The sequence below is a fragment of the Nonomuraea basaltis genome (assembly GCF_005893125.1).
Lineage (GTDB): Bacteria > Actinomycetota > Actinomycetes > Streptosporangiales > Streptosporangiaceae > Nonomuraea > Nonomuraea basaltis.
This window is the reverse complement of record NZ_VCJS01000318.1, coordinates 1-11,356: the sequence shown is the minus strand read 5'-3', so window position 1 is coordinate 11,356 and position 11,356 is coordinate 1. Positions and strand designations below refer to the sequence as shown.

Here is an 11,356-nt window from a genome sequence, read left to right as displayed (position 1 = left end):
GATCAACCAGCCCGACGGCGTCCGCGACTGCGCCTTCCTCGATCCCTCCGGCAACATGCTGCGATTCACTCAGCCGCGGCAGGCAGGTCTCGCACTCGGAAACACGCCATAAGTCCAGATCTTGAACGGAAATGATCAACCGCAGGACGACCCCGCCTAAGCATCCCGCCAAGTTACTCGCGGGTACCGCCAACGGCTGTCCGCAGGTTCCTCAACCCCGGACTCGACCATGTTGGTGGCCCGGGGCTGCCCCCCGCACCGTGATCATTATCAGCCCCGCAATGGAACGGAATCCGGCGTTAACCACGTCCGGAAGGCCGCAACAGCAGGGGTTTCACTGACCTGGGAGAACCCCGTTAACGCCGGATTCCGTTCCAAATCTCTCTGCCAGTAGCCAGTACTGACCCCCGCGTCTTGGCGGGCCCGGGCGGCAGTGGAGGCTCCCTCGCACATGCGCACGCACCCGCGCGAGCTGACCGTGTTCGATGCGCGCGGACACGGACGCGATCACGCCGAGATGAACGGCTCCGTAAGGTGCGGTGTCGCCAGGTGCAGCGTGGTGGCGGTTTCGCGGCCGAGCATGCGCTTCCTTGAGTGCCTGGCCGCCTCAGGGTCGATCTCGTGCGAGTAGGCGAGCTCGGGGTGGAGCAGTTGGAGCGCGTGCACCAGGAGGTCGCCGGTGACGAGCGCCAGCTCGCGCCCGTCGGCGACCAGCACGCTCTGGTGCCCGGGCGTGTGACCGGGGGTGGCGACCGTGCGCCCGGCGCGCAGCGGCGTGTCCCCGTCGAGGAGCCGGAGCCGACCGGCCGCCACGAGGGGGTCGGTGAGGGTCTCGCGAAGCTGCGGGTTGAGCGCGTCGAGGGCGTCGAACTCGGCCCGCTGGAGCAGGTATTCGGCGTTCGGGAAGTAGGGGCGGCGGTCGCTGGTCGCGCTGCCGGACGCAGGGGCGCCGCCCGCTGATGGGACGGCCGCCTCAGTCACGACCGCCCATCCGACGTGGTCGGTGTGCAGATGCGTGAGCACCACGGTGTCGACCTCGGCCGGGTCGATGCCCGCGGCGGCGAGCGACTCGGGGAGCGCACCGGGCACGGGCGCCCACGAGCCGGCCGGGCTGTCCGCTGGACCGATCCCGGCGTCCACGATGGTGAGGCCCTTGTCGCTGCGGATCGCGTACGCGCGGAACTGGAGCCGCCAGCGGCCCTCGGCGTCGACCGCGCCCGGGTCGTAGCGGTCGGCCTCGGCCCACTGAGCGGCCGTGGCCTCGGGGAAGGCCTCGGCGCGCGGGGAGAAGAATGGGCCCTCACCATCGGCGAGGGCAATGATCTCGGTCGAGCCGATCCGGAGGCGGGGAACGCTGAGGGACATGGCCGCGATCTTGCCATGCCTTGCACGCGGGTGGTGACTCGCCCCAGCACCGGCTCCTGAACGTGCTGCGCTCGCGGGCCCCGGTCTGTACGAGTAGGTGATCGAGGGCAGCACTGTGCTCCTCCTACGCCGGGACCGGCTTGTCGGGATCGAGGTGGCGGTAGATGGTCGCGCGGCTGACGCCGAGCCGGTCGGCGATCTGCTGGACGGTGTAGCGGCGCTTGCCGTCGTCGCCTTTCATCTCGTACAACGCGCGGGCCATCTCCACGCCGTGAGCGTCCAGGGCCGGTGGGCGCCCGCCGACGCGTCCGCGCGCTCGGGCCGAGGCGAGCCCTTCGAGGGTGCCCTCGACGATGAGCTCCCGGAGGAACTCGTCGAAGGCGCCGAACATGGCTGACCTGTCGTTAAGGACGCTGTCACCAAGTACACGCGAGCGAGTTGGCCCAGGTAGCGGGGCGCTTGAGAGCTTGCCGGAGTGACCACCTCGGCCGCTACTGGACCGGAACGGGATCCGGCGTTTACGCGGTTTCTGCTGGGTCGATTTCCGGAGTCATCTGCACAAACATCCGTACTCGTGTGCACGCCGAGCCGAATCTGTCTGTACTGATCAAGGTCCGCCGCCTTCTTCGATGAGGTGGCGGTAGTGGCCACGACGGTCCGTCAAGAGCTGCTCGACGCGCGTCCTGGCGAGGGTGGTCGCTGGTGGCGACGTAATGCCGGGTGCGTTCGATTCCTGCGGCGTAGAGCAGCCGGTGGGGCAGGATTCCCCAGGTGTCGATGCTGGCGTAGACGGCCTCGTGTAGGAGCCAGACATCCTCGACCTGGCGATGCTCGGCCACCAGAAGGACCGCGAGTTCGATGCTGTGGCAAAACCCCCACGAGCGCCTGTGTGAGTGGATCTCCTGGGCGAGCAGGTAGCGCGCGAAGTCGAGATCGGCCGGACCCGGCTCCCGGATCAGGTCGTGCAGGACCTGTTGCCGGTCCTGCGAGGTGTAGTCGATCGGCAGCCCTTCTTCGTTGAGTCCGCCCTCGAAGGCCAGCAGCACCCACAGCTCTGGATCGTCGAGCCACCATCCAGGCTCGGGAACGGCATCATGCGCAGGCTCTGGCATGTCAGCGGCCCGCGGATGGGTTGCCGGCGTGACCGGGGGTGGTGTCGGCTGCACGGTTCAGGACCCGGTAGACGGTGGCCCGTCCGACCGAGAAGACTTCCATCAGTTCGGCGATGGTGTAGTCGCCGGTAGCGTGCATGCGGACCAGCTCGGCCTGCTGGCGCGCGGTCAGCTTGGGTGCCCGGCCCTTGAGCCGGCCGCGGGAGCGGGCGATCGCCATGCCCTCACGGGTGCGCATCTTCAGCAGGTCGGCCTCGAATTCGGCGAAGACGGCCAGCATGTTGAAGAACATCTTCGACATCGGGTCGGACGGGTCGTAGACGCTGCCGCCCAGCGATAGCCGTACCCCGCGGATGACGAGGGTGTCGCCGATGGCGCGGGCGTCGGGGACCGAGCGGGCGAGCCGGTCGAGTTTGGGCACCACCAGGGTGTCGCCGGATCGGACGGCGGCCAGGGCCTGGTCGAGGCCGGGCCGGGCCCGGTTGGTTCCGGTCAGGCCCTTGTCGAGGTAGATGCGGTCGTCGGCGACGCCGAGGGCGGTGAGGATCTCGCGCTGGGCGGTGAGGTCTTGGGCGACGGTCGAGCATCTGGCGTAGCCGATGAGTTCTCCCACCCGCCAACCGTACCGTTTAGCCCCCCATCACCGGACAGTTTCGCGGACCACCTATCTGAGACGCCGAGTCTGCTCGCCGAACAGCGCCTCCATGATCTCCGCGATCGCGTGCCCGGGAGTCCGGTTGAGGAACCCCTAACGGACACCTCCGGAGGAGGTGCCGGGGTGTTGGTGACCACATGCCACGGCCGGGTCAGGCCGGCGTTCCGCGGTCCTGTATCGATCAACGGCTCAAGGTACGACCGCTGATGAAACGTGCGCGAACAACCCGGCGTGTGTCAGACGTGGCCGCTGATCAGCGAGCCGGGGAGGTGAGGTGATGGCGGTCCAGCCAGTGGGCGATGGCTTGGCCGATGGCGTCGGGCTGGTCTTCGGGTGCCTGGTGTCCGGCGGGGCCGATGCCCTCCACTTCGAGGGCGGCGGCGGTCCGGCGGGCCCAGTCGATGATCTCGGGGGCGGCGATGCCGACGCCGTCGTCGACGGTGAGCAGGAGCTTGGGCACGGTGGGGGTGTCGGCGAGCCAGCTGCCGTAGGCGTCCATGCGTTCGGCGACGTCGGCGGGCTCGCGGTCGAAGGGGATCTCCCGCGGCCACTGCAGCAGGGGCAGTCGGGAGTCGGGATCGGGGTAGGGGGCGCGGTAGACGTCGTGGTCTTCGCGGCTGAGGCCGGTCTGGATGGCGAACGGGTGCGGCAGGGCGTACTCGATGGCTGCGTTGTCCTGCAATAGCAGCTGCTCGCCGAGGCCGGGGGTGCGCAGGGCGATGGAGTGCTCGGCCACCTCGGGCGGGAGTTCGGCCCACATCTGCGGGCGCAGGAAGGTCTCCAGCAGGGCGATGCCGCGCACCCGTCCGGGGTGGCGGGCGGCCCAGTCCATGGCCAGTGCGCCGCCCCAGTCGTGGCCGACCAGGACGATCTGGTCCAGGTTCTGGGTCTCGAGCCAGGCGGCCAGGTAGCGGGCGTGGTCGGCGAAGCGGTAGGCGATGTCGGGTTTGCCGGAGGCGCCCATGCCGATCAGGTCCGGGGCCAGGACTCTGGCGCGGTCGGCGACGTGCGGGATGACGTTGCGCCACAGGTGTGAGGAGGTGGGGCTGCCGTGCAGGAACACCACCGGCAGGTCGCCGGCCCCGGTCTCGATGTGGTGGATGTGGGAGTCAAGAACGGTGGTGACGGGCATGGGTGTCGTTCCTTTGCGTGGTGCCGGTGGTGCCGGTGGTGCGGGTGGCGGCGTGGTGCGGGTGGTGGCGGGTGGTCAGGCGGTGGCGAGTTCGGCGTCGGCGCGGGTGGTGATGGCGGCCAGCACGCGTCCGGCAATCTGCAGGTCTTCGGCGGACACCTCGCTGTAGAGCCGGGAGATGGTCTGGCCGATGGCGGTGCTGAGCCGCTGGTGCAGGTCGTGGCCCTGGGAGGTGAGGGCGACGGCGCCGGAGCGGACCTCCAGCAGGGCGGCGGCGGTCAGGTGGGCGATGGACTCGCCGGCCGCCTGGGCGTCGGTCTTCGGGGCTCCGGCGGCGCGTGCGGCGAGTTGCTGGTGCGGGACGGCCGGGCCGCTGACCGCTGCGATCTTGAGGGTGACCCAGTGGCGGTAGGTGAGGCCCGTGCCGGTCAGGGCGCGCTCCAGCAGTTATCTGGGGTCCTCCTGGACCGGCAGGCAAGTAAGGCAAGTGACCTTCTGGGAACTTGCCTGACGGATTATCTGGGGCTGTCAGGCAAGTAGGGGACGTGAGGCAATCATGGGTGACTCTTTGTAGTCAGACATGTGCCACACGCCTGCGACGTCCACAAGCTCCCGGAAGATCAGTTCTCGCGTGTCCAGGCGGGCGTGATCCGCACCTCGCGCAGACGCCAGCCTGCCGGCGTCCGGGCTGCGATGAAGTGCTGTCGCAGGCCGCCGGTGAAGTGGGGTGCCTGGCCATCGCGGTAGTAGTACACGGTCGAGTTCGCCGAGACGGCCGCCTGGTCGCCGTCGACGTCCACCAAGAGGTCGGTGGTCGTGTGCTGGGCGTCCTGCCCCTCGACCTCGCTCTGGCGCATGAAGTCGACGACTTTGTCGATCCCGTGGAGTTCGCCCCCGCGGGGCGAGTGCACGGCCACATCGTCGGCGAAGACGGTGCCCGCGTCCTCCCACCGCTTCTCGTCGAGCAGGAGCGCGAAGCGGGTGAGCAGGTCGGCGATCTCGATACGGTCGGCGATCAAAGTGTCTGTGGACATGACTTCCTCTTTCGTTCTGCAGGGTGGCGATGTTGTCTTCGTGCCGGGTGGCGGGTTTCGGGGAGTAAGGGTTCAGGGGGCGGCCAGCACCGCGTTGGCCCTGCCCAGGACGGTGCTCAGGACGCGGCCTGCGGCGGCCAGGTCCTCGGCCGGCAGGTCGCCCCACAGTCCCTGGGTGATCGGGCCGATCGCGGTGCGGACCTGCGTCCAGCGCCTGTGCCCTTCGTCGGCGACCTGGACGCGGCCATCCCCGCCGTCGCGCAGGAATCCTGCGGCGGTCAGTTCGGCGATGCGTTCGGCCACCGACGCCTGGCTGAACTGCGTGGCGCCACTGACCCGGTGGATGAGCTCGGCCCGGTCGATGGTCCCGCCGCCGACCACGGTCAGCGTGAGGGTCACCCACTGGGGCTCGGTGATGCCGGTCCCGGCGAGCTGCCGGTCCAGGATCGCGTTGAGCGCTTTCTCGGTCTGGCCGATGAGCGCGGTACTGAAGGTCTGGGCTGCGGTCGTCACGATGATCTTCCAATCCGTTTTCGTAATTAACGTTCGCTTCACTAACGTTTCTGCCGTGAACGAAGTTACATCGTTAGCCAGACTAACGCAACCCGGTAGGATCGGCTTCATGACCAGCAGAGCCGAAGCCGCCGACATGCCGTACGACGGCGAGACGAAGACGCCCGACAGGCTGCGCCGGCGGGCCAGTCGCCTGCTGGCGGGCGTGACCACGCAGTCGGACCGGCTGGTGAACGATGGGCTGGCCCAGGTCGACGCCCGCAAGTGGCACTACGCGGTGCTGGCCTCGTTGCACGAGCACGGCCCGGCCAGCCAGGCGACGCTGAGCCGGCGCACCGGCATCTACCGCAGCGACATGGTCGGCCTCCTCAACGAACTGGCCGAGCGCGGCCTCGTCGGGCGGGCACCGGATCCCGGCGACCGCCGCCGCAACGTCATCACGATCACCGCCCAAGGCCGCCGCCACCTGCGCCGCCTCGACAAGGTCCTGGACGACCTCCACGACGAACTGCTCGCCCCGCTGACCCCTGCCGAACGCGACCAGTTCGTGCAGTTGCTCACCCGCCTACTGGACCACCACACCCAGCAGGCACCGCACCCCCCAACCTCCTGACACGAAACCAGCCCTGGCGGGGTGCGCGGGGCGGGCCGGGCGTTCAACACCGAGAAGACCTACGCGGGCCGGATCGCCTTGTACTTGTCGTACTGCCAGGGCCGCGGCGTGTCAGCAGCGAGTCGAGGGCTGCTCCTCTGACATGGACGTGCTCAGCTAGTCGAGCACGAAATCAGCACTATCCTCGCCTCGGGCCGTTCTTGGAACGGCTGGACTGAAGTTGACGGGACCCTATCTGATCATCGCGATCGATCGGGATCTTGTCGTGTCGGGGCAGCAACGGCACGAGGACGGCTGCGACCGCCACGTGCATGAGCGACAGCGCGATCTTCGTTCCCGCGGACGCCTCGACGCCGATGATCGGGAGAAGGGACGCGGCCAGGGCGGTCAGGGCCAGGATCCGCCAGATGGTTTTCCCGTGCTTGGCGTATTTCTCCAGCGCCGCAAGCACGCCCCACGCCAGCAGGGACAGGCTGAGGGAGAACCCCGCGACCTGAGCCAAGGCCCACCGGCGTGGGCGGTTGCCCGTTGCGCATGTCGACCACGAGGCCGACGTTCAACACGTGGGCGATGGACCACAGCGCGCATGCGGCCAGTGTCGCGCCGAGGACGGCGGCGGCTTTGCCGTACCGGATAGAGATGTTCATGGGATGAGGATGATCTTTCCGCGGGTCTGGCCTGCTTCGCTGCGGGCATGAACTGCGGGCAGCTCCGACAGGGGAAGGGTCTGGGCGATGTCGAGGCTCAGAGCGCCGGCGTCGATGAGGGCAACGAGTTCGCGCAGTTGCGCGGGATCGTTGCGGGTGACGAAGTGCGGATAGGCCGGTATCGGGGTGGCGACCGATACCGCCGAACCGCCCGGGCGAACGAGCTCGGCCAGCCCGGCAGCAGATTCGGGCCTGATCGGGGCAAGGTTGATCACCGCGTCCATGCCGCCGGGCAGCGGTCCGGCCGTGTAGTCGACGACCTGGTCGGCGCCCTGGGCGGTGACCACGGCGGCGCTTCGGGCGCTGGCCGTGGCGACCACGAAGGCCCCGGCGAGTTTGGCCAGTTGGACCGTGAACCCGCCGATGCCGCCGCCGGCGCCGTTGATCAGCACCCGCTGGCCGCTCGTTACCTTCACCTGTTCGTGCACCGCCTGCCAGGCCGTCAGGCCCGCCACGGGGATCGCCGCCGCGCGCGTCAACGGGATGCCGGCCGGTGCGGGGGCCAGCACGTCGGCTCTGGCGATGACGTATTCGGCCGCGGTCCCGCCCGCGTCCAGACGGCCGATCACCTGATCGCCTTCGGCCCATCCGCCCGCTCCGTCGACGACGGTGCCCGCGACGTCCCAGCCCAAGGTGTACGGCAACGCCACGGGGAACACCGTCTGCAGCATTCCCGAGCGCAGGGCCGTCTCGGTGGGGTGAACGAGGTGGCGGCTACTTTGATGAGCACCTCGCCGGGGCCTGGGACGGGGGTGGGTACCTGGTGGAGCTCGATGACATCCGGGGAACCGTACTGCGTGAATCTCGCTGCGTTCATCATGCGCTCAACGCTAGAGCGGTTGCGCCAGATGATTAATGCCTAGAAGTCTGGAATTCATACTAGATAGTCTTTGCTTGTGGATTTGCTCTGTGATGTGGTCACCGTGAAGCGTTCTGGTCGGCCCAGCTCCGCCCGCGTTGCCTGGCATGCCCCCTGGGGGCAGCGTTTTCCCTCAGTGCCGGGCTCGGCCGGGTTCCAGGTGATCCTTCAGGGTTCCTGCTGGCTCATCCCGCCCTCTGGTGATCCGGTCGCGCTGGGAGTCGGCGACGTGCTGTTCGCTCCCCGCGGCATCGGGTACGGCTTGGCCGACAGCCCGGTCAGGGATCTGGCCGAGCCCTACTGCGACCCCACCGAAGACAGCGACCTGTTCGTCTCCGACTTCATCGGACAAGACGGGCCTGTCACCGTGACGCTCTGCGGTGGCTACCGGCTCGCCCCCGGCCGCGCCCATCCGCTGCTGCAGGACCTGCCCGACCTGCTCCACCTGCCGGCCCGGCTCGGCCACCACCCAGAGCTCCGCGCCGCGGTGGACCTGCTCGGTGCCGAGGTCGAACGCCCGCACATGGGCGCCGACACCGTCGTCCTGGCCCTGCTGGACACGCTGCTCATCTACATCCTGCGTGCCTGGTTCGCCGACCTGCCCGCCAAGCCCAGGCCCGGCTGGGCCACCGCGATGGCCGACCCCGCGATCAGCGCGGCGCTGTCCGCACTCCATCGTGACCCGGCTCGCCCGTGGACCGTCAAGACCCTGGCCGACCAGGCCAGCCTCTCCCGCGCGGCCTTTTCCCAGCGTTTCGCCGCAATGATCGGCCAGCCGCCCCTCACCTACCTCACCTGGTGGCGCCTGACCCTGGCCGCCCGCATGCTCCGCGAGAGCGACGCGCCCCTCAGCGAGGTAGCCACCCAGGTGGGGTACGGCTCGGAGTTCTCCTTCGCCAACGCTTTCAAACGCGAGTACGGCACAGCCCCCGGCCGCTATCGACGCCAGGCCGCGTGAAGAGGACCCGCAAACCGGGAAACGATCACTCTTTCGGCGGGAAGCGATCTTCGCAACCCTTCCCGTCTCCCACGTCAGACCTACTCGTGAACGCCCTCTGGTGGAAACGCCTCAAGAACTCTCGATGTGACAGGGGATCGTCACTTCCCTGTCACATCAGCCTTCCGGAGCGGGTGGTGGCCCGGTCAGGTCAAGCCGCCGGTCGGGTCGAAGCTGCACGGTCCCGTACGGCGTCATGTTGGTGTGGAAGAGCGGGGTCAGGCCGCGCCGGTCGACGTCGGTCAGGACATCGGCCCACGCGGGCTCGGCCACGGTGTCTTGGATCATCAAAGTGTTGATGTAGGCGAGGCAGCTCTGCAAGATCATCAAGCAGAGCATGCCCAGCTCCTGCTCCTCGCGCCGATTGGAGGCCAGCTCACCCCGCTTGCCGAACCTGATGTAGTCGTTGACCCCGTTGTAGTTCTCCACCACGTTCAACCCGGACTCGGTCTCGTGCTGAAGATCGCGATCTCGTAGCCAGCGAGCCAGGAAAATCGTGCGTTGAGCGCAGCCGACCTCATACATCGCCGAGTAGGCCGGGTGGGTGGTCTCGCCGGTGAAGCGGCGCAGCAGGGCGTCGGTGGAGGCGGTGCCCTGCCGGATCGCGGTCGCGTACTTGATCATCAGGTCGTAGTTGTTCTCGATGACCTCGGGGCGGATCGGGCGGGTCAGCGCCGGGCCGAGCAGCGGGTAGGCGAAGCGGTCGCTCTTGCCCGGCAGGTACAGCTTCATGATGTTGACCTGTTTGAACCGGGCCACTAGGTCGAAGTTCAGCAATCTGGTCACGCCGAACCCGATGATCGAAGCGCCGTGCGAATCGACATAGTTGGTCTCGACGGTCATGTTCGTCTCGTGACGCATCGCGCCCTCGACCATGGCATGCACCTCGGAGGCCGAGCAGGTCAGATGCTGGCTGTAGATGGCCATCGAGCCGCCCGTCTCGACCGTCCAGTAGATCAGCACACCGCGCTTGGCCCTTTTGTAGCGCGAGTGGTACTCGGTGAAGATGTTCTGATCGAAGGCGGAGAAATGGGTGGAGTCGGAGGCCACCGCCGTCGTCCCCTCGCCCCACAGCCAGGACTGGCGGGCAGCGAAGGTGGCGTTGGCGATCACCTTGGCCACCTGCCGCGCCCCGGCCACCGACAAGAAGCGACGCCGGGAGTAGCGCAGGTCTTCCTCCGAATAGGAGTGCTCACCGGAGGCGACCGAACGAATCCCGGCGCCGGTGCCGTAGGCGTAGATCACCAGCAGCATCCGCTCCAGGAACTCGCTGGGCTCCATGCCAATGCGGGTCCCGGCCGGGATCAGGGCATCCAGACAGCCGGTGCGCAGCGCCGTCTCGGTGAACATGTCCAGCAACGGCACCACGCCCCACCGCTGGCGGACCGCGGCCTTGAGCTTGCGCAGGTTGCGGGGTTCGGGAAGCGGCTCCAGCGGAGTGAGCAGGATCGCGCCACCCCTCTTACGCTCGGCGATCTGCAGCCACGGCAGGCTCGGTAGCGCGTCGTGCAGAGCCGACAACTCGGCGTCCATCTCCTCGATCAGTTCGCCGGTGAACCGCTTGGCGTCCAGCGGTTTGCGGAGCTTGGCGTAGTTCTCCACGCGGCGCTCCTCGTAGTCCTGGGGAAGGTCGTCGTCGGGGTTGCGCCACTTGAGCGCCCCGTGCACCCAGATCTCCTTGCAGCGCAGCTTGTCGCGCAGGGTCTGGAACACCCCGCACTCGTACACGCTGCGCAGGATCCGCCGGCGGCCCGCCTTGTCGGTGCGGTACATCAGCTCGGCCAACTCCGCCGGGACGATCTTCTCTACCGGGACGGTCTCGCCGACGGCGTAGTACTTGGTGTGGTTGGTGCGCTCGCTCTTGTACCGCTTGATCAGCGCCAGGGCGGTCATCATCGGGGCGTGCACGGTGTTGGTCGACCCGAACTCCAGCGCCTCCAGGATCTGAATGAGGCCGGTCCGGTAGTGGTTGGTGTAGGAGGCCTTGAACACCCGCTGCCGATGCTGGCGGTAGGTGCTGCCTTTTGCCTGGTACTCGTGCCACAGTGCCACCAGCGTGTCCACCCCGCCGGGCACCACCGGGTAGATCGCCTCGCTGATGGTCTCCTCCGGCGCCTCCAGCGCCGCCTGGGTCATCTTGAACAGGATGTTCTCCTTGCCCGAGACGCGCTTGAGCTCGGCGACGAACTCCTCGGTCACGCGGGTGTCGGCGCGGGCGTTGATCCGCTGCACCGTGGTGATTAGTTCCCCTGTCCCTGCCGGGACGCCGCTCAGGCGGGAAAATGGGTGCGGGTTGCCCGCCGACGTCGGTTCTTCTATGGCGCGGGTGAGGCCGTTGATTAGTTTGATCGCTGGGAGCTGCTTCAGGG

General features: G+C 68.1%; 12 protein-coding genes and 1 pseudogene. 3 read left to right on the top strand and 10 right to left on the bottom strand.

Going from position 1 to position 11,356, the window contains the following annotated elements; all coding sequences use genetic code 11:
- Positions 1–507: 507 nt before the first annotated feature.
- The 5 genes from EJK15_RS63095 to EJK15_RS63075 all read right to left on the bottom strand — a co-directional run bounded on the left by EJK15_RS63095 (position 508) and on the right by EJK15_RS63075 (position 4,264).
- Positions 508–1,365, bottom strand: a complete 858-nt coding sequence (locus tag EJK15_RS63095) for an MBL fold metallo-hydrolase (protein WP_138719889.1) — start codon at positions 1,363–1,365, stop codon at positions 508–510.
- A 124-nt stretch (positions 1,366–1,489) separates the two neighbouring features.
- Entirely contained in the window at positions 1,490–1,756 is a 267-nt protein-coding gene (locus EJK15_RS76925) for a recombinase family protein (protein WP_138719888.1), read from the bottom strand.
- Positions 1,757–1,883: 127 nt separating this feature from the next.
- Positions 1,884–2,411 carry a hypothetical protein gene (locus tag EJK15_RS63085; RefSeq protein ID WP_138719887.1) on the bottom strand — a complete coding sequence of 176 codons (528 nt, stop codon included), beginning with the start codon at positions 2,409–2,411 and terminating at the stop codon, positions 1,884–1,886.
- A 67-nt stretch (positions 2,412–2,478) separates the two neighbouring features.
- Positions 2,479–3,090 (bottom strand): recombinase family protein, encoded by a 612-nt coding sequence (locus tag EJK15_RS63080; protein WP_138719886.1) that lies wholly within the window; start codon positions 3,088–3,090, stop codon positions 2,479–2,481.
- Between the two features lie 295 nt (positions 3,091–3,385).
- On the bottom strand, positions 3,386–4,264 hold the full coding sequence (locus tag EJK15_RS63075; RefSeq protein WP_138719885.1) for a haloalkane dehalogenase: 879 nt from the start codon (positions 4,262–4,264) through the stop codon (positions 3,386–3,388).
- A gap of 190 nt (positions 4,265–4,454) precedes the next feature.
- Here EJK15_RS63075 and EJK15_RS63070 point away from each other — a divergent pair, with 190 nt between their 5' ends.
- A complete protein-coding gene (locus EJK15_RS63070; RefSeq protein WP_138719884.1) occupies positions 4,455–4,676 on the top strand; it encodes a hypothetical protein in 222 nt (73 codons plus the stop codon).
- 208 nt (positions 4,677–4,884) lie between these two features.
- Here the strand turns inward: EJK15_RS63070 and EJK15_RS63065 are convergent, their stop codons facing one another.
- Both EJK15_RS63065 and EJK15_RS63060 read right to left on the bottom strand, forming a co-directional pair.
- On the bottom strand, positions 4,885–5,298 hold the full coding sequence (locus EJK15_RS63065; protein ID WP_138719883.1) for a nuclear transport factor 2 family protein: 414 nt from the start codon (positions 5,296–5,298) through the stop codon (positions 4,885–4,887).
- 72 nt (positions 5,299–5,370) lie between these two features.
- Positions 5,371–5,811 carry a MarR family winged helix-turn-helix transcriptional regulator gene (locus EJK15_RS63060; protein WP_138719882.1) on the bottom strand — a complete coding sequence of 147 codons (441 nt, stop codon included), beginning with the start codon at positions 5,809–5,811 and terminating at the stop codon, positions 5,371–5,373.
- 109 nt (positions 5,812–5,920) lie between these two features.
- Between EJK15_RS63060 and EJK15_RS63055 the strand changes: the two genes are divergently transcribed.
- Complete coding sequence (locus tag EJK15_RS63055) at positions 5,921–6,424, top strand: MarR family winged helix-turn-helix transcriptional regulator (protein WP_138719881.1); 504 nt, start codon at positions 5,921–5,923, stop codon at positions 6,422–6,424.
- A gap of 178 nt (positions 6,425–6,602) precedes the next feature.
- Here EJK15_RS63055 and EJK15_RS63050 read toward each other — a convergent pair.
- Both EJK15_RS63050 and EJK15_RS63045 read right to left on the bottom strand, forming a co-directional pair.
- Positions 6,603–6,929: pseudogene (locus EJK15_RS63050) on the bottom strand (DUF6069 family protein); the annotation flags it as partial.
- A gap of 138 nt (positions 6,930–7,067) precedes the next feature.
- The gene (locus tag EJK15_RS63045; protein ID WP_206062075.1) at positions 7,068–7,802 is read right to left on the bottom strand and encodes an NADP-dependent oxidoreductase; all 735 of its coding nucleotides are present in this window, start codon (positions 7,800–7,802) and stop codon (positions 7,068–7,070) included.
- A 225-nt stretch (positions 7,803–8,027) separates the two neighbouring features.
- On the opposite strand from EJK15_RS63045, the gene EJK15_RS63040 reads away from it, so the two are divergent.
- Positions 8,028–8,948 (top strand): AraC family transcriptional regulator, encoded by a 921-nt coding sequence (locus EJK15_RS63040; protein ID WP_138719879.1) that lies wholly within the window; start codon positions 8,028–8,030, stop codon positions 8,946–8,948.
- Positions 8,949–9,104: 156 nt separating this feature from the next.
- On the opposite strand, the gene EJK15_RS63035 is transcribed toward EJK15_RS63040, so the two are convergent.
- The coding region (locus EJK15_RS63035) for a transposase (RefSeq protein WP_240777991.1) at positions 9,105–11,356 on the bottom strand (2,252 nt) is incomplete at its 5' end.

Bases quoted from the DNA above. Each gene is read 5' to 3' on its own strand.
- EJK15_RS63095 (WP_138719889.1), bottom strand. From the start codon at position 1,365: ATGTCCCTCAGCGTTCCCCGCCTCCGGATCGGCTCGACCGAGATCATT.
- EJK15_RS76925 (WP_138719888.1), bottom strand. From the start codon at position 1,756: ATGTTCGGCGCCTTCGACGAGTTCCTCCGGGAGCTCATCGTCGAGGGC.
- EJK15_RS63075 (WP_138719885.1), bottom strand. From the start codon at position 4,264: ATGCCCGTCACCACCGTTCTTGACTCCCACATCCACCACATCGAGACC.
- EJK15_RS63070 (WP_138719884.1), top strand. From the start codon at position 4,455: ATGGCGGTGCTGAGCCGCTGGTGCAGGTCGTGGCCCTGGGAGGTGAGG.
- EJK15_RS63065 (WP_138719883.1), bottom strand. From the start codon at position 5,298: ATGTCCACAGACACTTTGATCGCCGACCGTATCGAGATCGCCGACCTG.
- EJK15_RS63055 (WP_138719881.1), top strand. From the start codon at position 5,921: ATGACCAGCAGAGCCGAAGCCGCCGACATGCCGTACGACGGCGAGACG.
- EJK15_RS63045 (WP_206062075.1), bottom strand. From the start codon at position 7,802: ATGCTGCAGACGGTGTTCCCCGTGGCGTTGCCGTACACCTTGGGCTGG.